The sequence below is a fragment of the Chryseoglobus sp. 28M-23 genome, from assembly GCF_014789785.1.
Classification (GTDB): Bacteria; Actinomycetota; Actinomycetes; order Actinomycetales; family Microbacteriaceae; genus Microcella; species Microcella indica.
In genome coordinates, this window is record NZ_CP061846.1 from 461,773 (window position 1) to 483,967 (window position 22,195).

The 22,195-nt window shown below is 69.4% G+C and carries 22 protein-coding genes; 16 read left to right on the top strand and 6 right to left on the bottom strand.

The window, feature by feature from the left end:
• Positions 1 to 47: 47 nt before the first annotated feature.
• Positions 48 to 1,517 (top strand): UvrD-helicase domain-containing protein, encoded by a 1,470-nt coding sequence (locus IE160_RS02310; RefSeq protein WP_191151542.1) that lies wholly within the window; start codon positions 48 to 50, stop codon positions 1,515 to 1,517.
• A gap of 32 nt (positions 1,518 to 1,549) precedes the next feature.
• Here the strand turns inward: IE160_RS02310 and IE160_RS02315 are convergent, their stop codons facing one another.
• Positions 1,550 to 1,921: a helix-turn-helix domain-containing protein gene (locus IE160_RS02315; protein ID WP_191151543.1), complete on the bottom strand. Its 372-nt coding sequence runs from the start codon at positions 1,919 to 1,921 to the stop codon at positions 1,550 to 1,552.
• Between the two features lie 340 nt (positions 1,922 to 2,261).
• Between IE160_RS02315 and IE160_RS02320 the strand changes: the two genes are divergently transcribed.
• Positions 2,262 to 3,463, top strand: a protein-coding gene (locus IE160_RS02320) for an IS3 family transposase (protein ID WP_191150673.1) whose coding sequence is annotated in 2 segments (ribosomal slippage) — positions 2,262 to 2,555 and positions 2,558 to 3,463 — 1,200 coding nt in all. Because the reading frame shifts where the segments join, the coding sequence is not laid out codon by codon here.
• A gap of 10 nt (positions 3,464 to 3,473) precedes the next feature.
• Here IE160_RS02320 and IE160_RS02325 read toward each other — a convergent pair.
• Positions 3,474 to 4,250, bottom strand: a complete 777-nt coding sequence (locus IE160_RS02325; RefSeq protein WP_191151544.1) for an aldo/keto reductase — start codon at positions 4,248 to 4,250, stop codon at positions 3,474 to 3,476.
• 109 nt (positions 4,251 to 4,359) lie between these two features.
• On the opposite strand from IE160_RS02325, the gene IE160_RS02330 reads away from it, so the two are divergent.
• The gene (locus tag IE160_RS02330) at positions 4,360 to 5,055 is read left to right on the top strand and encodes an RraA family protein (RefSeq protein WP_179873165.1); all 696 of its coding nucleotides are present in this window, start codon (positions 4,360 to 4,362) and stop codon (positions 5,053 to 5,055) included.
• 121 nt (positions 5,056 to 5,176) lie between these two features.
• Entirely contained in the window at positions 5,177 to 7,273 is a 2,097-nt protein-coding gene (locus tag IE160_RS02335) for a hypothetical protein (protein WP_179873166.1), read from the top strand.
• A 54-nt stretch (positions 7,274 to 7,327) separates the two neighbouring features.
• Here IE160_RS02335 and IE160_RS02340 read toward each other — a convergent pair whose 3' ends face one another.
• Entirely contained in the window at positions 7,328 to 7,627 is a 300-nt protein-coding gene (locus IE160_RS02340) for a Dabb family protein (RefSeq protein WP_179873167.1), read from the bottom strand.
• 71 nt (positions 7,628 to 7,698) lie between these two features.
• Here IE160_RS02340 and IE160_RS02345 point away from each other — a divergent pair, with 71 nt between their 5' ends.
• The 4 genes from IE160_RS02345 to sufU are packed head-to-tail and all read left to right on the top strand — an operon-like array spanning position 7,699 to position 10,892.
• Positions 7,699 to 8,394 carry a hypothetical protein gene (locus tag IE160_RS02345; protein ID WP_179873168.1) on the top strand — a complete coding sequence of 232 codons (696 nt, stop codon included), beginning with the start codon at positions 7,699 to 7,701 and terminating at the stop codon, positions 8,392 to 8,394.
• A gap of 5 nt (positions 8,395 to 8,399) precedes the next feature.
• Positions 8,400 to 9,092, top strand: a complete 693-nt coding sequence (locus tag IE160_RS02350) for an aspartate/glutamate racemase family protein (protein ID WP_191151545.1) — start codon at positions 8,400 to 8,402, stop codon at positions 9,090 to 9,092.
• A gap of 22 nt (positions 9,093 to 9,114) precedes the next feature.
• Positions 9,115 to 10,437 (top strand): aminotransferase class V-fold PLP-dependent enzyme, encoded by a 1,323-nt coding sequence (locus IE160_RS02355; RefSeq protein WP_191151546.1) that lies wholly within the window; start codon positions 9,115 to 9,117, stop codon positions 10,435 to 10,437.
• Complete coding sequence (gene sufU, locus IE160_RS02360) at positions 10,434 to 10,892, top strand: Fe-S cluster assembly sulfur transfer protein SufU (RefSeq protein WP_179873171.1); 459 nt, start codon at positions 10,434 to 10,436, stop codon at positions 10,890 to 10,892. Before IE160_RS02355 ends, sufU begins: the two co-directional genes overlap by 4 nt.
• A gap of 270 nt (positions 10,893 to 11,162) precedes the next feature.
• Here the strand turns inward: sufU and IE160_RS02365 are convergent, their stop codons facing one another.
• A complete protein-coding gene (locus tag IE160_RS02365) occupies positions 11,163 to 11,597 on the bottom strand; it encodes a nitroreductase family deazaflavin-dependent oxidoreductase (RefSeq protein WP_191151547.1) in 435 nt (144 codons plus the stop codon).
• Positions 11,598 to 11,651: 54 nt separating this feature from the next.
• On the bottom strand, positions 11,652 to 13,565 hold the full coding sequence (locus IE160_RS02370) for a BglG family transcription antiterminator (protein WP_191151548.1): 1,914 nt from the start codon (positions 13,563 to 13,565) through the stop codon (positions 11,652 to 11,654).
• A gap of 210 nt (positions 13,566 to 13,775) precedes the next feature.
• Here IE160_RS02370 and IE160_RS02375 point away from each other — a divergent pair, with 210 nt between their 5' ends.
• From IE160_RS02375 to IE160_RS02400, 6 genes are read left to right on the top strand one after another with little or no spacing between them, the layout of a single operon-like run.
• On the top strand, positions 13,776 to 14,096 hold the full coding sequence (locus IE160_RS02375; RefSeq protein ID WP_191151549.1) for a PTS sugar transporter subunit IIB: 321 nt from the start codon (positions 13,776 to 13,778) through the stop codon (positions 14,094 to 14,096).
• Positions 14,089 to 14,352, top strand: coding sequence for an HPr family phosphocarrier protein (locus IE160_RS02380; protein WP_191151550.1), 264 nt, complete (start codon positions 14,089 to 14,091; stop codon positions 14,350 to 14,352). Before IE160_RS02375 ends, IE160_RS02380 begins: the two co-directional genes overlap by 8 nt.
• Complete coding sequence (gene ptsP / locus IE160_RS02385) at positions 14,352 to 16,025, top strand: phosphoenolpyruvate--protein phosphotransferase (RefSeq protein WP_191151551.1); 1,674 nt, start codon at positions 14,352 to 14,354, stop codon at positions 16,023 to 16,025. The genes IE160_RS02380 and ptsP overlap by 1 nt, the downstream gene beginning before the upstream one ends.
• Before the next feature lie 59 nt (positions 16,026 to 16,084).
• Positions 16,085 to 17,539: a PTS mannitol transporter subunit IIBC gene (locus tag IE160_RS02390; protein WP_191151552.1), complete on the top strand. Its 1,455-nt coding sequence runs from the start codon at positions 16,085 to 16,087 to the stop codon at positions 17,537 to 17,539.
• A 39-nt stretch (positions 17,540 to 17,578) separates the two neighbouring features.
• A complete protein-coding gene (locus IE160_RS02395; RefSeq protein WP_191151553.1) occupies positions 17,579 to 18,028 on the top strand; it encodes a PTS mannitol transporter subunit IIA in 450 nt (149 codons plus the stop codon).
• An 8-nt stretch (positions 18,029 to 18,036) separates the two neighbouring features.
• Complete coding sequence (locus IE160_RS02400) at positions 18,037 to 19,188, top strand: mannitol-1-phosphate 5-dehydrogenase (RefSeq protein WP_191151554.1); 1,152 nt, start codon at positions 18,037 to 18,039, stop codon at positions 19,186 to 19,188.
• Here IE160_RS02400 and IE160_RS02405 read toward each other — a convergent pair.
• Positions 19,185 to 20,078, bottom strand: a complete 894-nt coding sequence (locus IE160_RS02405; protein WP_191151555.1) for a DUF4349 domain-containing protein — start codon at positions 20,076 to 20,078, stop codon at positions 19,185 to 19,187. The two genes, IE160_RS02400 and IE160_RS02405, sit on opposite strands and share 4 nt — an antisense overlap.
• A gap of 276 nt (positions 20,079 to 20,354) precedes the next feature.
• On the opposite strand from IE160_RS02405, the gene IE160_RS02410 reads away from it, so the two are divergent.
• A complete protein-coding gene (locus IE160_RS02410; RefSeq protein WP_191151556.1) occupies positions 20,355 to 21,161 on the top strand; it encodes an alpha/beta fold hydrolase in 807 nt (268 codons plus the stop codon).
• 34 nt (positions 21,162 to 21,195) lie between these two features.
• The gene (locus tag IE160_RS02415; RefSeq protein WP_191151557.1) at positions 21,196 to 22,182 is read left to right on the top strand and encodes an aldo/keto reductase; all 987 of its coding nucleotides are present in this window, start codon (positions 21,196 to 21,198) and stop codon (positions 22,180 to 22,182) included.
• The last annotated feature ends 13 nt before the right edge of the window (positions 22,183 to 22,195 follow it).

The following is a 22,195-nucleotide window of genomic DNA, read 5'->3' on the forward strand; positions in this document are numbered from 1 at the left end:
TCCGGCGCCACCGGTGATGCCAGCTCCAACGGCGCAAGGCGATTCTGATGGAATTGGATGAAGAGCTTCGTCGAACCTGTGAGCAACTCTTGGCCGCCGCCCCCGCGTCGGTCGAGATGCCTGCAGGAGCTGGCAAGACTCACCTACTCGCTGCGGCAGTTGCAGTCGCTTCAGAGAGCAGCCAACGCTGCCTGGTACTGACCCACACAAATGCTGGCGTGGATGCGATTCGCAAACGACTAAAGCTATTCGGCGTTCCGAACGGGCTTGTTCGCGTAGAGACCATCACAAGCTGGGCGTTCTCGTTGGTCGGTGCGTATCCAGTGATCGCTGGCATCTCTGTGTCGGACGTGCCTGACTGGAGCCAGTCTGATGCTTACATAGCCGGTGCAACCAATGTGCTCCAGTCATTGACGGGAGTAGACGTCCACAGCGTCAGCTTCGACTACCTCTTCGTCGATGAGTACCAAGATTGCACGCTGACCCAGCACGCACTTGTCTTGTCTATCTCGGCTGCTGTACCCAGGACGGTTGTACTGGGCGACCGACTGCAAGCCATCTTCGGCTTCGCTGGCCCACTTGCAGAGTGGGCCACAGAAGTCGAGACGAGCTTTGCCCCGTTCGAGATTGCTCCCGTTCCGCATCGATGGAAGGGGCACAACGAGCAACTTGGCGATTGGCTAATGAGCATTCGTCCCCAACTTGCCGACGGAAACACCATCGACTTCGGCGCGATTTCAGTTCCAGGATTGTCCATCGTGAACGACACGAGGCCGACGGGAGTTGCAGGTGTAGCTCACGGCTTTTCAGATTTCGAGCAGTCGGTGGTGCTGCTAGACAAGTGGCCTGGCGACGTCGCTGGTCATGCGAGTCGCCTCGGTGGGGCGTATTCAGTCATGGAAGACATCAGCGGCAATTTCATGCGTGCTCACCTCGGGGGCGATCCACGGAACGGCATCGAGGCCTTGCCAATCGATGGTGATCCGCGGATCGCCGAATGGCTCGCCCGATTTGCAAAGCAGTGCATCATTGGCCTGGCAGAAATCAACGGGCCTGTTCTGGGTCGATTGTCTGGTGCGCAAAGTCTTGTGGGGCTGAACCGTGCTGGCCTTGAGGATGTCATGGCGGCGCTGGAAGCTCTTCGCGTGAACCCGAACTATGGCAAGTTGGTTGCATCCGCGCATGTGATTCGCGCGAATGCCACGGTGAGGGTTTACCGATGGGAAGCATGGAACGACACCCTGAAGGCGATCGAAATGTCCGCCGAAAACGGTGAACTTCCGGTCCTCAACCTGGGGCGGGTCAGAGAGCGACTACGACGTCAAGGAAGACGAAATGGCTCGCGGATCGCCTCGCGGACGCTGCTGGTCAAGGGCCTGGAGTATGACCACGTGGTCATCGCTAATCTGAGCAAGATGCGTGATCCTCGCAACCTTTATGTGGCACTTTCGCGGGCTCGAAAGTCGATCACGATAGTCGCCAGTTCTCCGCAGGTCTCATTGCGAGACGGGGCTTAGTTTCATTTCGAATGAATTGAGGCTCGATCTGCCTACCAACCTACGCGAGGGCGAATCGGAACACCGACACTCCTCAGGCCCCTGAGCACCGTCTGGGTATCAAAGCCCAGCGCGAGACCGATCGCCTTCGCCGACGCGCCATCGAGGTAGCGCTCCGCGGCTTCGAGGATCTGCTGCTCGTTCATCCGGTTGACGGTCAGCAGCCCGCGTTGCTTTATGTGCTTCGCCGCGGTCTGCCGGCTTATGCCGAACTCGACGGCCACGTCCTTGACGCTGCCGGTTTCCTTGAATCGAGCCACCAGCCGATCGATCTCATCTTCGCGCAGCTGCAGTGCTCGGCTGACAGGGGTGGACTGTTTTTCCTGGTCACGACTGGATCGGCGCGAAGCGAATAGCAGCTTCAAGGGTGAAGAACCTACTTCACAATGTTTTGAGTAGGAATGCAAAATCCCCACCCTCCCACCGATTTGTTGCGCGACTCTAGCGCGACGCGTGACCGCATAACCTGCGGTCACAGGGTTCGACTCCCCTCAGGTCCACCATCCCACCGCTCTGTCGCACGGCTCGTGCTCTACGCGTGACCGCATATCGCGCGGAGCGCCTACATCTCCTCGTGGGTCTCCGGGTCACCGCCAAACAGGCGGCCGTCGGGGCGCCCCAGCGCGGTCATCGCGGGGGTCTGCTGCACGGATAGGTGACATCTGACATGGCTTGCCCGAGGGGTGGGCCTGGAAGGATGCCATCGTGCCTAAGCCTTATCCGAAAGAGTTCCGCGATGACGTCGTGCGCGTCGCGGAGAATCGCGAACCGGGAGTGACGGTCGAGCAGATCGCGAACGATTTCGGGGTTCACCCGATGACGCTCACGAAGTGGCTCGCCCGCTCCCGCGCTACCCGGCAGGCTGCCGAGTCGGGGTCGCTGTCCCCGGGCGATCGTGATGCCGAGTTGCGGGAGCTGCGTCAGCGTAATCGGCTGCTCGAGCAGGAGGTCGAGGTGCTCCGCCGCGCGGCGGCGTATTTGGGGCAGGCCCATCTGCCGGGAAAAGGTTCTACCCGCTCGTGACAGAGCTCGCCGCTGACGGGATACCCGTGACGGTGACGTGCCGGGTTCTCAAGCTCTCCCGCCAGCCCTACTACCGATGGCTGAAAAAGCCGATCACGAACGCTGATCGGGTGGAGGCGTATCGCGCGAACGCGCTGTTCGATGCTCACCAGGATGACGCGGAATTCGGGCATCGGCTGCTGGCCGACGAAGCTCGCGACGCCGGAGAATCGATGGCTGATCGGACGGCGTGGCGGATCTGCCGCGACAACGGCTGGTGGAGCGCGTTCGGAAAGAAGCGCGGCAGGAACGGCAAGAAGGCAGGCCCGCCAGTCCACGACGACCTCTGCGCGGTCGTGGACGAGACCGGACGCATCCGGCATGAGTTCACCGCCGATGGCCCGAACCGGCTCTGGCTGACCGACATCACCGAACATCGAACCGGGGAAGGCAAGCTCTACCTCTGCGCCGTCAAAGACGTGTTCGGGAACAAGATCATCGGCTACTCGATCGACTCGCGGATGAAGTCAAGCCTGGCCGTTCGAGCGCTGGAGAACGCCGCTCAGATGCGCGGCGACGTCGCCGGCTGCGTGATCCACAGCGACCGAGGCAGCCAATTTCGAAGCCGGAAATTCCTCCGAGCGATCAGCCGTCACCGCATGGTCGGATCGATGGGCAGAGTCGGCGCTGCGGGAGACAACGCCGCGATGGAATCGTTCTTCTCGCTGTTGCAGAAGAACGTCCTCAACCGCCGCTCCTGGGGCACCCGCGACCAGCTGCGCATCGCGATCGTCACCTGGATCGAACGCACCTACAACCGGCGACGCCGGCAAGCCGCTCTGGGCCGATTGACCCCGGTCGAGTTCGAGGCCATCATGAACACGCCAGCCGCACTGGCTGCGTGACTAAACCGTGTCACCTATCCGTGCAGCAGACCCCGGCGACCTCGTCGTCGGTGAGCGTGAACCCGCCGAGGTCGAGGTTCTCGCGCTGACGGTCGGGATCGCCCGACTTCGGGATCGGCAGGGAGCCGATCTGCTGGTGCCAGCGCAGGATCACCTGCGCTGCCGTCACGCCGTGGGTCGCGGCAGCTCCCGCCACGGGAGCGGACTCCTTGACGGGTGCGGCTCTACCGAGCGGGCTCCAGGCCTCCGTCACGATGCCGTGCTGCGCGTGGAACGCGCGCAGCACGACCTGCGGGAAGAACGGATGAAGCTCGACCTGGTTGAGAGCGGGCATGACCCCGGTCGCGTCGGCGACCCGGGTCAGGTACTCCGGCGTGAAGTTCGAGACGCCGATCGACCCGACACGGCCCTCCTCCTGCAGGCGAACCATGGCGCGCCAGGTGTCGACGTACTGGTCGACGCGCGGGTTCGGCCAGTGGATGAGGTACAGGTCGATGTGCTCGAGCCCGAGAGCGTCGGTGGATCGGTCGAACGAGGCCAGCGTGCTGTCGAAGCCGTGGTCGCGGCCGGGGATCTTCGTCGCGACGATGATCTCGTCGCGGGGCACGTCGGTGCGCGCGATCGCGCGCCCGACGGCATCCTCGTTCCGGTAGTTGACGGCGGAGTCGATGAGTCGGTAGCCGGCCTCCAAGGCACTGAGCACCGCGCTCGTGGCCTCCTCGTCACACAGCGGGTACGTGCCGAAGCCGATGTCGGGCAGAGTCGTTCCGTCGGTGAGTGCAGGCATGCACGGCACGGTACGGCATCCTCCGGAGAGCTGCGCCGCCGGTGCTGCGCAGGCCACGCGGTCCCGGGTGGCTCTCGCCCGGCACTGGCGTGCCTGCCAGGCTCGAGGCATGAGTGACCGTGCGACCTTCGCCGCCCTGCCGACCGCCGCGATCGCCGACGCGGCGGTGCGGCTGCAGCTCGACGTGCCGAGCGCGCCCCCGACGATGAGGATGCTCGGGGCCGGGCATCCCGTCGCGGGGCTCGCACTGCCGGTCACGCACGAGGGCAGCGTCGACGCGTTCCTCGCCATCATCGATGATGCGCGCCCCGGGTCGGTGCTCGTCGTCGACAATGGTGGCCGCGACGATGAGGCCTGCGTCGGCGACCTGATCGCCCTCGAGGCCCACCGTGCGGGGCTCGCTGCGATCGTCATCTGGGGGCGGCACCGCGACACGGAGCAGCTGCGGCAGATCGGGCTGCCGATCGTGAGCTGCGGCGCCCACCCGTACGGTCCGCGCCGTGCACCCGCGACGAGCGTCGTGCGCCGCAGCGCTCGCCTCGGCTACGTGCCCGTCACCCCCGACGACCTCGTGGTGCTCGATGAGGACGGCGTGCTCGTCGTTCGCCCCGATCGCCGCGAGGAGCTGCTCGAGCTCGCGGCGAGCATCCGCGAGACGGAGGCCGCGCAGGCCGACCGCATGCGCCAAGGAGTGAACCTGCGGGCGCAGGTGCGGTACACCGAGTACCGGAAGCGCCAGCGCGACGAGCCCTCGCTGACCCTGCGGGAGCACCTGCGCGACATCGGCGGCGCTGTCGAGACCTGATGTGTGTCGGTGCAGGCATGCGAGAGCGCCGCGGGTTCCCTGGGCGCACGGATGCTGGTAATGTCGGCGCGCACGAGGGTGACCAGCCCGAGTCGCCCCATCAACGACTCTGGAGTGGGCGATGTCTGCCACTGCTGCCCGTGTAGGTCATGGAATCGCTTCGTTCCTCATCCAGGCGGTCTTCTTCGCGCTGGTGACGATTGCCACGCTCGTCTGGGGCTGGGTCGGCCTCGCCGTCGTAGCGGTGGTGTCCTTCGTTGTTCAGTTCTTCGTGCGGCGCGCATTCGCGGTCGCGCGTGCGAAGCAGTATCCGCCGAAGCGCGACCCGGGGTTACCCTTGCGCTGGACTCCGAGAGTCAGCGTCGGCGGCATCCTCTCCGGCCTTGCGCTCGGCATCGGCGGCGCCATGATCCTGCAGCAGTTCGGCCTTGCGGTCTTCGACGTCGGTCGGCTCATCCAGGCGCTCGTGGCAGGCCTCCTCGTCGGCATCATCGTGCCCTCCCTGCTGTGGGCCGTGACCGTCGCCCGCTACAACGCACGGTTGCGCCGAACGTCGCCGGTCCGTGCGGCGGCGGGAATGAGCGTAGTGACGGTCCTGGCGTGGATCGTCGTCGGCGCCAGCGGGATGCTCGGCCTCGACGCGGGCGCCGCATCGCCCGCGCGTGCCGACCTCAGCGGGTCGTGCGAGATGAGCGTCAACGGGCAGTCGCTCGCCGAGCTGACCGTCGCGAATCCGGTGATCGTCGCCGACCGCGACGCGACGATCGCCTACAGCTTCACGAAGCCCTCGGGCATCACGAGCGGGTGGGGCGGTCTCACCTACATGGGTGCCAACATTCCGGTATTCAGTCAGGGCGACGACGATGTCGACCCAGACGGCGACGGTGCAGGTGTTGAAACGGGAGTGCTCCCCATCGGGCAGCTTCTCAACGCCGGCACCGGCCTCTACGAGGGGAGGCTGGAGTGGAGCTTCGCCGACGGCAGTTCGTGCTCCGGCTCGGTCGTCTTCGACCTTCTCGGAGACCCCCTGAGCACGCCACTCGGGGCGGGAGCCGCTGCCCTCGTCGCCGGCGGATTGGTGGGACTGCTCGCGGGCGCGGGCGGCAGCGGCGCAGGCGCGCACACCGCACTGCGCCGCACGACGGCGGTGACGGTTTCTGCTGGTGCGGCTGCGAGCGGGCCGGCGACGCCACCCGGCGTCGGCACGCGCACGGTAGTTCTCTCTGGCGCAGAAGCACGCGCGGCGCTCGAACGAATGCGCGCGAGCGGGCAGGGCGCGGTCATCGAGCTACCCGAGAGTGAGCGATGGGATTTCACGGCCGACACGGAGGGTCGAAGCCACCGAGAGGGCTGGGTGGGAACGCACGGGGCCGTCATGCGCGTCGGCGCCGTCATCGAGGGGGACGACGGCGAGATCACGATCTCGCTCGACGTCACCCCGAGCACGAGTACGGGTGACCCTTCAGCGCACGCGGCTGAGCCACCAGAACCCTCCGAACCGGTCGACTCTCGAGGGCCCGATACGACCGCCCCCGAGCCACGTCCTGCCGACGAGCGTCCTGAATCGGTGGACCCTCCCGACGCCGTCTCGTCGACGGCACCCGCCGAAGGCGACGTCGCCGATTCGCCCGCGCCGACCGGCACGCCGCCCACCACGCCGACCGATCCGGATGCGACCGCGTCGGAGGCCGAGAGCGCGACTACGGAGGCTCACGCGAGTGCTCCCGCGGCCCCGGGCGCTGCTGGGCCGCCCGGCTCAGCCGCGACGGAGCCGCCGCCGCCGCCAGCTCCTGACCCCAGTGCCGCGCCATCGGCGGAGGTGACCGCTGCGTTGGAGGAGCTTCGGGCGTCGGTTCCGCATTCGCTCCGCCCCGTCGTCGACTATCTCGAGCCGCTCATCACGTCGGGCGCCCGGGAGGCGACGATTCCGGCAAGCCTGCTCGACCTCCCCGGGGTGGACATTCGAGACGGATACTTCTCCTACGATCTCGGCTTTCTGGACGTGCGGATCGCACCGGCGGTCGGGCAGGACGGCGGGCTCAGCGCCGAGGCGAGCGCCGTGGTGTACGGCATCGAGGCGGAGGTGCCGTCCGAGGTTCTCGGTCTTTTGGACGACGGGCTCGCGGGAGTCAATGCCGTGCTGCGTGACGCTGGCGTGACGCTCACCGACGTGACCGTCGACTCCGCGGGGGTTCACATCACGGGCGCTTCGACGTAGACACCGTGCTCGCCGGATGGTGCTCGCCCGCACGAAGACCGGGGCGACCGCGACTCACACCGCGTAGTCGACCACCGCGCGATCGCTGACGACGGAGGCGATGAATGCCGCAGCCTCCTTGTGCAGGGGGTGCACCTGGTAGGCCTCGAGGGCAGCGTTGTCCTCGTGCTCGGAGACGAGCGCGAGGTCCCAGTGCCCGTCGACGAGCCCGAGGTCGCGGTCGACTCGAATGCTCTCGATGCCGGCGATCTGCGAGTGCAGGGCCTCGAGTCGGCTCGCGATCTCGGCCGCGTCCTCGCGGCGCTGGGTGTCGTCCTCGGCGGCGAGGCGGAACAGCACGATGTGTCGGATCATGCGCTCAGCCTAGAGCCACGCCCGCTCGGGCTGCCCTCGCGCCGGGGGCCGTCGCGGGTAAGGTGCGAGACATGAGGCCGCCGAGCTGCGAGGTGTGCGGGGTCGACCTCGACGACACGGCCGATCGGCTCGTGACGTTCGTGCTCGCGCGCGGCTCAGGCCGCTCGACTGCGGCGAGGGCCGAGCGCGCGGTGGGGCATCCCGAGAATCAGGGCTGGTTCTGCGATGTGCACGTCGCGGCGGCGCGCGCTCTGTCTGCGACCTCCACACTCGCTGACGCGGTGCGCGCTGCGCGCTCCGGTGATGCGAGCGGGATGCCCGAGCCGAGCCCGCCGCCCGCCGACCCTGCCGAGCCCTCGTGGGAGACCGTCGCGCAGAGCCTGCGCTCGACCCTCCCGGCGCTCGCCGCGGCGATCGGTCTCGACGACGTGCGGCCGGTCACGGAGTCGACGCGCGAGTGGACGCCCATGGACGGAGCCGGGCCGCCGTGGTGCCCCTACATCGACCGGGTGACGACGGTCATCGAGCACGACGGCGCACGCGTGAGCCTGGCCATCGAGCGAGCCCACTGGAACGACGACGAGCTCGCCCGCGCGGACGTGCGCCTCGCGGTCGACGCGCCGGGGGTCGCCGCGAGCGTGAGCGTCGCCCGCGGGCCCGGTGGCGATTCGGTCGGAGAGGTGCGCGGGGTCGACGCGCTGCCGGAGGGCGCTCGCTCCCTCGTGCGCGAGGCGCTGTCGGCCCAGCAACCCCCGCTGGAAGACTAGGGAGCATGCGACGACTCGGACTGCTCGGCGGCATGAGCTGGCAGAGCTCTGCCCTCTACTACTCGCTCGTCAACGAGCTCGTCGCCGAGCGGCTCGGCGGCGTGCACGCGGCCGACCTCGTCATGGTGTCGGTCGACTTCGCCGAGGTCGAGCGACTGCAGGCGGCGGGGGACTGGGCGGCGGCGAGCGACCTGCTCGCGCGGGAGGCGCAGGGTCTCGAGGCGGCCGGCGCCGAGGCGATCGTGCTCTGCACCAACACCATGCACCTCGTCGCGCCGGCGATCGAGGAAGCGGTGAGCATCCCGCTGCTGCATCTGGCGGACGTGACCGCGCGCGCCGTCTCCGCAGCCGGCCTCGACAGCGTCGGGATGCTCGGTACGCGCTTCACGATGCAGCAGCCGTTCCTGCGAGACCGCATCGCCTCGCACGGGCTCGACGTGCTCGTGCCCGAGCCCGACGACCAGGAGGTCGTGCACCGCGTCATCTACGAGGAGCTCGTGCGCGGCGTGGTCTCCGAGCAGTCGCGCGCCGAGTACCGGCGCATCATCGACCGGCTCGTCGCCCGAGGCGCGCAGGGCATCGTGCTCGGGTGCACCGAGATCGAGATGCTCATCGAGCAGCACCACGTGGCCCGGCCGATCTTCCCGACGACGCGGCTGCACGCCGAGGCCGCCGTCGAGTGGGCACTCGCGCCGTAGGAGCACGCTCTACCCTGGAGGCGTGACTGTTGCGACGCCCACGGGCACCCCGACCGCCGAGCCGTTCACGGGCAGCGAGCTCAAGGCGATCCGCGCGCAGTTCCCCATTCTGCAGCGCGAGGTGCAGGGTCACCCGCTCGTCTACCTCGACTCGGCGGCGACGGCGCAGAAGCCGCAGCGCGTCATCGACGCCGAGAGCAGCTTCTACGCGACGGCGAACGCGGCGGTGCACCGCGGCGCGCACACCCTCGCGGGCGAGGCGACCGAGCTGTACGAGGATGCTCGGCTCACCATCGCGCGCTTCCTGCACGTCGACGAGAGGGAGGTCGTGTTCACGAGCCACGCGACCGAGGCGCTCAACCTCATCGCCTACGCGCTCGGCAACGCGAGCCTCGGCATGGGCGGCGCCGCCGCGGCGCCCTACTCTCTGCAGCCCGGCGACGAGATCGTCACGACCGAGCTCGAGCACCACGCGAACCTCATCCCGTGGCAGGAGCTCGCCGCCCGCACCGGCGCGACCCTGCGGCACATCCCCGTGCGCGACGACGGCGCCCTCGACGTCGAGGTCGCCCGCAGCGTCATCGGCGAGCGCACGCGCGTGCTCGCCCTCAGCCACGTCTCCAACGTCACCGGCCAGGTCAGCCCCCTCGCCCAGCTCGTGCCCCTCGCGCGCGCGGTCGGTGCCCTCGTCGTGCTCGACTCGTGCCAGGCCGCGCCGCACGTGCCCCTCCACCCGCGCGAGCTCGACGTCGACCTCGCCGTCTTCAGCGGGCACAAGCTATACGGCCCCACCGGCATCGGGGTGCTCTACGGCCGCGCCGAGGTGCTCGACGCCCTGCCGCCGTTCCTCTACGGCGGCTCGATGATCACCACGGTCACGATGGAGAAGGCCGAGTACCTGCCGAGCCCTCAGCGCTTCGAGCCGGGTACTCCGCGCATCGCGCAGGCGATCGGGCTCGCCGAGGCCGTGCGCTTCGTCGACGAGCTCGGCCTCGACCGCATCGCCGCGAGCGAGCATGCCGTCGCGCAGCGCCTGCGCGACGGCCTCACCGACATTCCCGGTGTGCGGCTGCTCGGCACCGACCCCGCCGCGCCGACGGTCGCGCTCGCGAGCGTCGTCGTCGACGGAGTGCACGCGCACGACGCAGGGCAGTTCCTCGACGACCGCGGCATCGCCGCCCGCGTCGGCCACCATTGCGCCCAACCCCTGCATCGGCGGCTCGGCGCCACCGCGAGTCTGCGGCTCAGCGCGGCGGTGCACACGACGCCCGAGGAGGTCGAGCTCGCGCTCGACGCGGTCGCGGGCATCCGGTCGTTCTTCGGAGCGGAAGGGAGCACCCCGTGAGCGCACTCGAACAGCTCTACCAGCAGATCATCCTCGACCACTCGAAGCACCCGCACGGCGTCGGCCTCGAGGTCGGCGAGGAGACCAGTCACCAGCGCAACCCCGTGTGCGGCGACGAGATCACGCTCGCCCTGCGCTGGAACGCGGCGGGCGACCGCATCGAGGCGATCGCGTGGGAGGGTGCCGGATGCTCGATCTCGCAGTCGAGCGCGTCCCTGCTCGCGACCCTCGCCGAAGAGTCCGCCGACGAGGGTTCGCCCTGGACGACGGAGGAGTTCGCCGCGCTCATCGAGGAGTTCCGCGAGGCACTGCGCTCGCGTGGCGCCATCCCCCTCGACGAGGAGCGCTTCGGTGACGCGGCCGCTCTGAGCGGAGTGTCGAAGTACGTCGCGCGCGTCAAGTGCGCGATGCTCGCCTGGGTGGCGGCGGAAGACCTCCTCACTCGTCGCGCGTAGCCCGCGCCGCGCCGCGCCGCGTAGCGCCGCATCGCGCCAGATCTGGCGCGAAAGGGCGCTTGGCTCTGCGCGTTCGCACCGTTTGCGGCGAATCTGGGCCGCGCGGGCCGTGGGGTGCGGGCCGCGGGGTGGGTGCGGGGTGCGCGCGAGGGCCGCATCGCGCCAGATCTGGCGCGAAAAGGCGCTTGGGTCTGGGCGTACCGCCCGTATGCGGCAAATCTGGGCCGCGGCGCGCGGCGCGTGGCGCGCGGCGCGTGGCGCGCGCGTGCGCTACGCGCGCTCGAGCACCCAGACGGGGATCTGCCGGTCGGTCTTCGTCTGGTAGGTCGCGTAGTCGGGCCAGACCGCGCACGCGCGAGCCCACCAGGCGGCGCGCTCGTCGCCCTCGACGAGTCGCGCCCGGTAGTCGTGCTTCTCGGCCATGTCCTGCAGCTCGCACAGCGGGTGCGCGGCGAGGTTGTGGTGCCAGACGGGGTGCTCGGGAGCGCCACCCTTGGACGCGATCACGGCATAGTCGCCCTCGTGCTCGACGCGCATGAGCGCCGTCTTGCGCAGCATGCCGGTCTTGGCGCCGAGGGTCGTGAGCACGATGATCCTGCGCCCGCGCAGGTCGTTGCCCTCCTGGCCGTTCGTGCGCTCGTAGAGCTCCGCCTGCTCGCGGGCCCACTCGGATGTGCTGGGTGCGTACTCTCCGGTCAGCGGCATGCCACGAGGCTAGCGGGCGCTGTGCGAGGCGCGCCACCGCCAGGGGCGGGATGCTCAGCCGCTCTCGATGAGCTGCGCGAGCTGCTCGATGAACGAGTCGAAGTCGCTCGACTCGCGCACGAGCTCGGCGACATCGCGGCGTGCCGCGAAGACCTCCACGAACTGGTCGAACAGCGGCTGGAACCGTGCCCGCCCCTCGGCGCTGAACGCGATGAAGGCGATGACCGAGACTCGAGCATCCCCCCACGGGATCGGGGTGGGGGAGAGCGCGAGGGCGATCGCGGTGCGCTCGGCCGTGAGCCCCATGGCGTGCGGCACCGCGAGGGCCTCGGTGAACGCGGTCGACGACATGCGCTCGCGCTCGAGCGCCGCGGCCACGTAGGGCTCGTCGACGACTCCCGCTTCCACGAGCGCGGCACCGAGCCCGCGGATGATCGACTCGGGGTCGTCGCCGGGAGGCGGCACGAAGAACAGGGAGGCGTCGAAGTACTCGAGCAGCTCGTCGGCGATGCGTGCGCGGCGGCGGTGCCGGCGCACGCGGGAGATGCCCGCCCGGATCGCGTCGATGTCGTCGTCGGTGAGGAACGGCTGCACGATCACGACGCCCTCCCGCACCGCGACGGTCGGGATCGTGGAGATCACGAGGTCGCTCGTGAGCTCGCGCGGGTCGACGTCGGTGCGGGTGACGACGAACTCGACGCTCACCTCGCTGCCGAGCTCGCGCTCGACGCGCGTGCGCAGGATCGCGTGCAGGTCGTAGTAGCTGGGGCACACGATCGTGCAGCTCACCCGCTCCTCGCGGCGCGAGAGCCGCTCGAGGTGCGAGCCCAGGTGCAGGGCGATGTAGGAGATCTCGTCGTCGTCGACGGTGATGCCGCGCTCGCGCTGCACGATCGAGGCGATGAACACGGCGATGTCGAAGATCATCGGGTACGAGCTCTTGATCGAGCGCGTGAGGGGGTTGCGCGTGTGGGCGTTCTCGCGTGCCCGGGTGACGAGGTTGCCGAGGTGGATCGCGAGGCGCGCCACGAAGGCGTCGTCGTGGAAGTCGACGCCGTACTCCTCGAGCACCTGATCGACGATGCGCCGCACCGTCGCGAGGTCGTCCTCGTCCACGTGCGCGTCGCCCGCTGGCCCGTTGCCGGGCGCGATGACGCGCGTCACGAGCAGTCGCGCCAGGTAGTCGGTGTCGGCGGGGGTGAGCTCCACGGCGAAGTGCTCGCGCGCGAGCCGCGTGAGGATCTCGACGATGGGCACGTGCCGCTCGGGCACGACCGTGGCACCGCCCGCGGGCAGATGCTGGTCGCGTCGCGCGCGGTCGACGGCGATCGCGACGTGCAGGATCACGGCGTCGATGCCGTACTCGTTGACGAAGAAGCCCGCGCCGTCGAGCTCTTGGATGAGCTCGGTCTTGAAGGCGCCGAGCCCGGAGAGCGCGAACTCCTGCTCGATCGTCTCCAGGTCGAGGATGCCCTGGGTCATCTCGCTCTGCAGCAGCCTGCTCAGCAGTCGCCGCCGCGCGCCCTCGCTGCCGGCCAGCGCGACCCGGCTGCCGCGCCGCTCGACCGTGGCACCGCTCTCGTCGGCGAAGGACTTGACGCGCCGCAGGTCGGCCTCGAGCGTCGACTCGCTCACGAACAGGGTGTCGGCGAGGCCGTGCACGTCGAGCCCCGCCGAGGTCTCGGTGAGGCGGCGCACGATGTGGTGCACGCGATCCTGCGGCGTCTCCGCTGAGGTGCCGCGCTCGCGACTCACGGCGATGAACTCCGCGTAGGCCTCGCGGTTGATGCGATAGCCGGCGGTCGACGCGGTGAGGGGGGCCAGGGGATGCGCGGCCGTCTTCGCGGCCGCGACGTAGCTGCGCACGGAGCGCGTCGTCACCCCGAGCTGCTCGGCCAGTTCGGACGCCGTTACCCAGTCGTCCGCCTGCAGCAGCAGTTCGAGCATCCGCTCGTATTTGTCGGCCATCTCAGGAGTCACTGTAGACCGGCCGCTCCCCGCGACGGGAGGCCTGCCCCGCGCGCGGGGCGGCGAGGGGGCTTCCGCGGGGTGGGAAGGAAGTCTGCTGGCGGCGCTCGGGCGCGCTGGCGCACGATGGGAATCGCACGGCGACCGGCACGACGTCCTCGTGCTCGTCCCACCCGCTCGACCCGCTCCGCAGACCGCAAGGAGGCGATCATGACCCGCACTGTCGCGATCGTCTGCGGTGCCGGCGTCTCGAGCACCTTCCTCGCCCGCGCCGTGCGCGATCTGGTGCGCGAACGCGGCCTCGACTGGACGGTGGAGGCGCTCGCCGAAGACCAGCTCGTCGACCGCGCCCCGAGCCTCGACCTCGTGCTGCTCGGCCAGCACGTCGCCCCACGGCTCGACCTCGTGCGCTCCGCGATGGGCGAGGTTCCCGTCGGCGTGCTCGCGCACGCCGACCATCTGACCGCCGCGCGCGACGCCGTCGCGCTGCTCACCTCCACCACTGAACGGGAAGGCCTCTCTCATGGCTGAACGCACTCTGACCGTCGCCTCCACGCACGGGCTGCACGCCCGACCGGCCGCGCTCTTCGTGAAGACGGTCACCGACTCCGGTCACACCGTCGAGCTGCAGAAGGGCGAGCGCGCCATCAACGCCGCGAGCATCCTCGGCGTCGTCTCCCTCGGGGTGAACCATGGCGACGAGGTGACGCTGCGTGTGCAGGGGGAGACGGAAGAGGCGGTGCTCGACCAGCTCGCGACCTTCCTCGAGAAGGACCACGACGCGTGATGGCGGCCGCGACGAACGCGAACCTGCTCCAGGGGGTCGGCATCGGGCGGGGTACGGCCGTCGGGCCGGTCATCCGCATGCCCGACCCGGTGCCGCAGCCCGCCGACACGGCGAGCGAGCGCACGCCTGACGAGGAGGCGCAGCGGGCGCGGGAGGCGCTCACCGCGACGGCTGCGCAGCTGCGGCAGCGGGGGGAGAGCGCCGGCGGCACGGCCGCCGAGGTCCTGGATGCTCTCGCCATGATGGCGGAGGACCCGGCCCTCGCCGCCGACGTGCAGCACCGCACGGAGGACGGCGCGACCGCGGAGTACGCGATCCACGCGGCGATGGGCAGCTTTCGCGACATGCTCGTCGGCATGGGGGGCTACCTGGGGGAGCGCGCCGGCGACCTCGATGACGTCGCGCAGCGCGCGATCGCCCACCTGAGCGGGCTGCCCGCGCCGGGCGTGCCCGAGTCGGAGACCCCGTTCATCCTCGTGGCGCGCGACCTCGCGCCCGCCGACACCGCGACGCTCGACCTCGACCTGGTGCTCGCCCTCGTCACGACTGACGGCGGCCCGACCTCGCACACTGCGATCCTCGCCCGGGAGAAGGGCATCACCGCGATCGTCGGCGCCTCGGGAGCGGCGGCGCTGCAGGACGGGGACATCGTGCTCGTCGACGCCGAGGCAGGCACGGTCGAGCGCGACCCCGACCAGGAGCGCGTGGACCTCGCCCTGCAGCGCACCGCGACCCTCGAGGCGATTCGCGCCCAGAGCTCGGGGCCCGGCGCGCTCGCCGACGGCCGCGCCGTGCCGCTGCTCGCCAACATCGGGTCGGTCGACTCGGCGCGCGAAGCCGTCGCGCGCGGGGCGGAAGGCGTCGGCCTCTTCCGCACCGAGGTTCTCTTCCTCGGAGCCGAGAAGGCGCCGAGTGTGGAGGACCAGGCGGCCACCTACCGCGAGGTGTTCGCGCAGTTCCCCGGTCAGAAGGTCGTCGTGCGCGTGCTCGACGCAGGAGCCGACAAGCCGCTCGCGTTCCTCACCGACCAGGGCGAGGAGAACCCCGCGCTCGGCAGGCGCGGGCTGCGCGCCCTCGCCGCGCACGAAGAGATCCTGCGTGATCAGCTCACCGCTCTCGCTCAGGCTGCCGTGGACTCCGACGCGATCGTGCAGGTCATGGCGCCCATGGTGTCGACGGCGCAGGAGGCGCAGTACTTCCGCGACCTCGCCCACGAGCTCGGCATCGCGATCGCGGGCGTCATGGTGGAGGTTCCCTCGTGCGCGATCCTCGCCGACCACGTTGCGCAGCACGCCGACTTCATGAGCATCGGCACGAACGACCTCACGCAGTACACCCTCGCGGCCGACCGGCTGCTCGGCACGGTCGCGGCCTTCCAGAACCCGTGGCACCCCTCGGTGCTGCGCCTCATCGAGACGGTCGGCTCCGCAGGCGCCGCGCACGGCGTGCCCGTCGGCATCTGCGGCGAAGCCGCCGCCGACCCGATCCTCGCGGTCGTACTCGTGGGCCTCGGCGCGACCTCGCTCTCGATGTCCTCCTCCGCGATCGCCGACGTGCGTGCAGAACTCTCGATGCACTCGCTCGGGGACGCCCGCAGACTCGCCGCACTCGCTGTGTCGGCTGAGAGCGCCGAGACCGCCCGCGCGGCAGTTCTCGACGCAGTCCACCCGTAAGTCAGCACCACCGGCTCCACCTCACGCCACGACCACTCACGAAAAAGGAGTACGACACCATGACGACGACGTCAGCCCCCGCGCGCCCCGGCGCACGAGTGAGAGTGCAGAAGTTCGGCACCTTCCTCAGCGGCATGATCATGCCCAACATCGCGGCCTTCATCGCGTGGGGCTTCATCACCGCGTTCTTCATCCCCACCGGCTGGACGCCGAACGAGACCCTCGCGAGTCTCGTCGGCCCGATGATCATCTACTTGCTCCCTCTCCTCATCGCCAACATGGGCGGGCGCATGGTCTACGACACGCGCGGTGGCGTCGTGGGAACCATCGCGACGATGGGTGTCATCGTGGGCACGGACATTCCGATGTTCATCGGCGCCATGATCATGGGCCCGCTCGCGGCCTGGATCATGAAGCAGGTTGACAAGCTGTGGGCAGGCAAGATCCGCGCAGGGTTCGAGATGCTCGTCGACAACTTCTCGGCCGGCATTCTGGGCTTCGCGCTCGCTATCGGTGCGTTCTTCGGCATCTCGCCGCTGGTGACCGCGTTTAGCGACACGCTGGGTGCTGGAGTGGACTTCCTCGTCCTCACCGGCCTCCTGCCGCTCGCGAGCATCCTTGTCGAGCCCGCGAAGATCCTCTTCCTCAACAACGCCATCAACCACGGCGTTCTGACGCCTCTGGGTATCGAGCAGGCCGCGGAGAACGGCAAGTCGCTGCTGTTCCTCGTCGAGGCGAACCCCGGCCCCGGCTTGGGTCTGCTGCTTGCCGTCATGTTCTTCGGCGTCGGCATCGCGCGCGCTTCCGCACCGGGCGCCATCATTATCCAGTTCCTCGGTGGCATCCACGAGATCTATTTCCCGTACGTGCTCATGAAGCCGATCCTCGTGCTCTCGGTCATTGCCGGTGGCGCCACGGGTGTTGCGACGAACCTGATCTTCGACTCGGGGCTCCGTGCTCCCGCCTCGCCCGGTTCGATCTTCGCGGTGCTCATCCAGACCGCGAACGACAGCTACATCGGAGTGATCCTCTCGGTCGTGCTCTCCGCGACCGTGAGCTTCCTGGTGGCGGCCATCATCCTGCGAGCGAGCCGCAAGCGCGATCTTGCTGCCCTCGAGGGTGGCAAGGATGCGTTCGGCTCGGCGGTCGACCAGAACGCCGACAACAAGGGCGGCTCGAGCCGCGTCGGCGAGCTGCTCGGCCAGGGCGGTACTGCGACGAGCACGACGATCTCGAACGTGGTCTTCGCGTGCGACGCGGGCATGGGCTCGAGCGCCATGGGCGCCACGGTGCTGCGCAAGAAGCTCAAAGACGCCGGGGTAGCGGGTGTTACGGTCACCAATAAGGCGATCGCGAACCTCGACGCCTCAGCAGATCTCGTGATCACTCACCAGGACCTCACCGAGAGGGCCCGCGGCGCGGCGCCCGGCGCCGAGCACGTCTCGGTCGAGAACTTCATGAACAGCCCGAAGTACGACGAGGTCGTGCAGCACATCAAGGGTCAGCAGAGCTGACCGCGACCGATCGAGTGAAGTGAAAGGCCAGGGATTCGCGTGACCACCACCGTTTTGACCACCGACCGCATCGTGCTGAACGGCACCGCTCGCACGCGCGAGGAGGCGATCGCCGAAGCGGCGCGCCTACTCGAGGCAGCAGGAGCCGTGACGCCCGCATACGAGTCGGCGATGACGGAGCGCGAATCCCTGGTCTCCACCTTCATGGGCAATTACCTCGCTATCCCGCACGGCACCAACGAGGCGAAGGAGGCGATCCTCGCCTCCGCCATGACCCTCGTGCGCTACGAGCAGCCGCTCGACTGGGATGGCAACGAGGTGCGCGTCGTCGCGGCGATCGCCGGCAAGGAGGGCGGCCACATGAGCGTGCTCTCGGCGCTCGCGATGGTTTTCAGCGATGACGCCGCCGTCGAACAGGTGCTCGCCGCCGAGACTCCCGAGGCAGTGCTCGCCCTGCTGGGCGACGTCAACGACGCCGTCGACGAGTAGGAGCCGCCATGAGCGCCGTCCACTTCGGAGCCGGCAACATCGGGCGCGGCTTCATCGGCCTGCTGCTCCACGAGGCGGGTCACGACCTCACCTTCGTCGATGTCAACGCCGAGCTCATCGCGTCGATCCGCGATGCGGAGTCGTACCGCGTGATCGAGATCGGCCCGCACGGACGCGAGCACACGGTCACGGGCTTCACCGCGATCGACTCCTCCGCCGACCGTGATGCCGCCGTGCGCGCGGTCGCGACGGCAGACATCGCCACGACCGCCGTCGGCCCCACCGTCCTGCGCTTCATCGCGCCCGTCATCGCCGACGCGCTGCGCGAGCGCAGCGACGACGCTGCTTCCCTCATCGTCATGGCGTGCGAGAACGCGCTCCACGCCACGGATGCTCTGCGCGAGTCGATCGCGACGTCCCTGGAGGGCGATCGCCACGCGCTCGAGCGTGCCGTCTTCGCCAACACGGCTGTCGACCGCATCGTGCCGACCGCCGACCCGGCCGACGGCCTCGACGTGCGCGTCGAGCCGTTCTGCGAGTGGGCGATCGAGGCGGGGCCTTTCGCGGGCTCGACCCCGAGCATCCCGGGAGCCCACTTCGTCGACGACCTCGCCCCGTACATCGAGCGCAAGCTCTTCACCGTCAACACGGGGCACGCCGCGACGGCCTATCTCGGGCATCTCGCCGGTGCACCGACCATCCACGAGGCGATCGCCATGCCGAGCGTGCGCGCTGCCGTGACCGCCGTGCTCGAGGAGACCTCCCAGCTGCTCGTCGCGCGGCACGGCTTCGACGTCGAGACGCAGGACTCCTACCGCGCTACCGCGCTCGAGCGCTTCGCGAACGCCGCACTCGCCGATCCGGTGACGCGCGTGGGGCGCCAGCCGCTGCGTAAGCTCAGCCGCAACGAGCGGTTCCTCTCACCGGCCGCGGCGCTCGCCGAGGCCGGCATCACCCCCGTGGCGATTCTCGCCGCCATCAGTGCGGCCCTGCGGTTTCGGGCCGAGGACGACCCGGAGAGCCTCGCCCTCGCGGTGCGCCTCGCGGCCGACGACGCCTCGACCTTCGTCACGGAGGTCATGGGAATCGACGAGGGGCACCCGCTGCGGTCGGCGCTCGTGGACGTCGTCACCGCCGCGCAGGCCGACCCCGCCGTCTAGGGAGTCGGCTCGGCGGCGCGGGCCCGGCGACGACGAGCTCCGCGCACGATGAGCAGCGTCACGAGGGCCAGCGCGCCGAGCACCGCGAGCCAGGGCAGCAGCACGCCGGCGATGACGAGCAGGCCCGAGCCGACGGCGACGAGAGACTCCCACCCGGCGATGAGGCCGGTGAGGAAGGTGTCGGGCTCGTCGACAGGCGCGGTCTCGTCAGAGCCGAGCGTGAGTCGAAGTGTGGAGAGCTCCACCTGATCGGCGAGGTAGCGCTGCTGCGCCTCGAGGCTCTCCAACTGGCCCTGACGATCGCTGATCGCCGTCTCGAGGTCGATGAGGTCCTCGACCGTCGCCGCGGTGTCCTGCAGGGCGAGCAGTCGCTCGACCGAGGAGCGCAGCGCCGTGATGCGCGCGTCGAGATCCTGAACCTCGCGCGTCACATCGTCGGTCTGCAGCGTGAGCTCCTCCACCTCGCCGAGCGCCCGCAGTTCCTCGAGCGTCGCCGTGAGCGTCGCGGAGGGGATGCGCAGCAGCAGTTCGGCGGCGGCATAGCCGACCTGGTCGGGGGAGTACTCGGTGCGCCCGTCGACCCGCCCGCCCGCGCGCTCGGTGATGCGCGCGGCCTCCTCCGCGGCGTCGAGCGGCGCGTCGACGGTCAGATAGAGGTGCCCTGTGGTGATGACGGAGCGCCCGTCGGAGACCTCGCCATCCTGCGCCGCCTCCTCGGCGGCCGGCGCGTCGCCGAACTCGCTACCGAGCTCGCCGCCCGAGTCACCGCCGAAGGCCGGCCCGCCCGAGTCGGTCGCCGAGTCGGAGGCTCCGGCGGAGCATCCGCCGAGCGCGAGAGCGGCGAGCAGGGTGAGCGAGGCGGCGGTCGTGAGGCGCAGTCGACGAGTCATGCCGCTCACGCTAGAGCCGCGCACCGGCGTGCCACCACCCAACGTTTTGCGCAGTAACGCAACTGTGACCTGACCCCCGGCCCTGAGCATCCTGAGGGACCGATGACAACCGGCCCTCGACGGCTCGCCGGTGGCTACGGTGGCTAACGTATGGACCTGCGCGACTAGGGGTGGACGCGAAGGAGAGGGGGCTGGCGATCGCCGGCCCCCTCACACATTCCTCACCTAGGCGCCATCGGCGAGTCAATCTCGGGGACGATGCGAGAGACTCGAAGCATGGGTTTCCTCGACCGACTGCTGCGGCGACCGCCCCGGCTGCACATCGCCCATGATTCGGGCGAGGGGCGCGGGGACGACCGTCCCGTGGTCGTGCTCGTGCACGGCATCGCGTCCTCCTCCGTGACCTTCGACAACCTCGTGCCGCTTCTCGAACCTGACTACCGCTGCATCGCGATCGACCTGCTCGGCTTCGGCCGGTCGCCGATCCCCGAGCATGCGCGCTACACGCTCGATGAGCACACTGCCGCGTTGCGCCGCACGATCAAGTCGTTGCGCCTGCGGCGGCCGTTCACACTCGTCGGGCACTCGCTCGGCAGCCTCATCTCCGCGCGGTACGCGGCTCGCCGCCGAGACGAAGTCAGCCACCTCGTGATGGTCGGCCCGCCCGTCTACCTGCCACCCGCCGCGATGGGCGATCCTGCCGACCGCGCGAGCATGGGCCTGTACTTCGCCGCCTATCAGTTCCTGCGCACCAACCGAGAGTTCACCACGCGAGCGGCCGACGTGCTCGCCTCGATCGCGCCGATCGAAGACGTTCTGGAGGTCTCGCCCCGCAACTGGACCCCGTTCGTGCTGTCGCTCGAGAACGCGATCGAGTCGCAGACCTCCCTGGCCGACCTCGCTGACGTCACCGCCCCGATCGACATCGTGCACGGCACACTCGACCCGTTCATCGCGCCGGGAGGGCTCAAGATCGTGTCCCAGCTGCGCAAGGTGACGATGACGCGCGTGAGCGGCATGGACCACCTGATCCGCCCGAAGCTTGCGCGCGCTGTCGAGCGGGTCATCCGCGAGCACGGCTGAGACTCGCCTCGCAAAAGGCGCATACGCTGGAGGGATGCGAACATCCACTCTCGGCCGCACGGGCGCGGCAGTCTCCTCTCTCGGTCTCGGCACCTGGCAGCTCGGCGCCGACTGGGGCGACGTCTCCGATTCGGATGCTCGGGCCGTACTCGATGCCGCCCTCGAGTCGGGCGTCACGGTGTTCGACACCGCCGACGTGTACGGCGACGGTCGCAGCGAGCAGCTCATCGGCCGCTACCTCGCCGACCGCCCGGAGGCCGACGTCTTCGTCGCGACGAAGATGGGCCGACGCCTTCCGCAGGAGCCGCAGAACTACTCGACCGAGAACTTCCGCGCCTGGAACGACCGCAGCCGGGCGAACCTCGACGTCGACACTCTCGACCTCGTGCAGCTGCACTGCCCGCCCACCGCTGTCTACTCGATCGACCGCGTGTTCGACGACCTCGACCAGCTGGTCGAGGAGGGCCGCATCCGCCACTACGGCGTGAGCGTCGAACGAGTCGACGAGGCGCTCGCCGCCATGGAGCGCCCGAATCTGGCGACCGTGCAGATCATCATCAACGCCTTCCGCCTCAAGCCGCTCGACGCCGTTCTGCCCGTCGCCGTCGATCGCGGCATCGGCATCATCGCGCGCGTGCCGCTTGCCTCGGGCTTGCTGAGCGGCAAGTACACGCGCGAGACGACCTTCGCGGAGAACGACCACCGCCACTACAACCGGGACGGCGCTGCTTTCGACGTGGGGGAGACCTTCTCGGGCGTCGACTACGAGTCGGGCGTCGCCGCGGCCGTCGAGTTCTCCGCGCTCGCCGAGCAGCACGGGCTCGCACCCGCGACCGCCGCTCTCGCGTGGCTCGCGCAGCTGCCGGGCGTGAGCACGGTCATACCGGGAGCCCGGTCGCCCGAACAAGCGCGCGCCAACGCCGCCGCGGGCGAGGTCGACGACCTGCCGCCCGCCTTCCACGAGAGCGTTGTCGAGCTGTACGACCGCTATTTTCGCGCCGCCATCCACGAGCGCTGGTAGCGGGCGGGCGGCC

Coding starts and splice junctions, on each gene's coding strand:
- IE160_RS02310 (WP_191151542.1), top strand. CDS start 48: ATGGAATTGGATGAAGAGCTTCGTCGAACCTGTGAGCAACTCTTGGCC.
- IE160_RS02325 (WP_191151544.1), bottom strand. CDS start 4,250: ATGCCTGCACTCACCGACGGAACGACTCTGCCCGACATCGGCTTCGGC.
- IE160_RS02330 (WP_179873165.1), top strand. CDS start 4,360: ATGAGTGACCGTGCGACCTTCGCCGCCCTGCCGACCGCCGCGATCGCC.
- IE160_RS02335 (WP_179873166.1), top strand. CDS start 5,177: ATGTCTGCCACTGCTGCCCGTGTAGGTCATGGAATCGCTTCGTTCCTC.
- IE160_RS02340 (WP_179873167.1), bottom strand. CDS start 7,627: ATGATCCGACACATCGTGCTGTTCCGCCTCGCCGCCGAGGACGACACC.
- IE160_RS02345 (WP_179873168.1), top strand. CDS start 7,699: ATGAGGCCGCCGAGCTGCGAGGTGTGCGGGGTCGACCTCGACGACACG.
- IE160_RS02350 (WP_191151545.1), top strand. CDS start 8,400: ATGCGACGACTCGGACTGCTCGGCGGCATGAGCTGGCAGAGCTCTGCC.
- IE160_RS02365 (WP_191151547.1), bottom strand. CDS start 11,597: ATGCCGCTGACCGGAGAGTACGCACCCAGCACATCCGAGTGGGCCCGC.
- IE160_RS02370 (WP_191151548.1), bottom strand. CDS start 13,565: ATGGCCGACAAATACGAGCGGATGCTCGAACTGCTGCTGCAGGCGGAC.
- IE160_RS02375 (WP_191151549.1), top strand. CDS start 13,776: ATGACCCGCACTGTCGCGATCGTCTGCGGTGCCGGCGTCTCGAGCACC.
- IE160_RS02380 (WP_191151550.1), top strand. CDS start 14,089: ATGGCTGAACGCACTCTGACCGTCGCCTCCACGCACGGGCTGCACGCC.
- ptsP (WP_191151551.1), top strand. CDS start 14,352: ATGGCGGCCGCGACGAACGCGAACCTGCTCCAGGGGGTCGGCATCGGG.
- IE160_RS02390 (WP_191151552.1), top strand. CDS start 16,085: ATGACGACGACGTCAGCCCCCGCGCGCCCCGGCGCACGAGTGAGAGTG.
- IE160_RS02400 (WP_191151554.1), top strand. CDS start 18,037: ATGAGCGCCGTCCACTTCGGAGCCGGCAACATCGGGCGCGGCTTCATC.
- IE160_RS02405 (WP_191151555.1), bottom strand. CDS start 20,078: ATGACTCGTCGACTGCGCCTCACGACCGCCGCCTCGCTCACCCTGCTC.
- IE160_RS02410 (WP_191151556.1), top strand. CDS start 20,355: ATGGGTTTCCTCGACCGACTGCTGCGGCGACCGCCCCGGCTGCACATC.
- IE160_RS02415 (WP_191151557.1), top strand. CDS start 21,196: ATGCGAACATCCACTCTCGGCCGCACGGGCGCGGCAGTCTCCTCTCTC.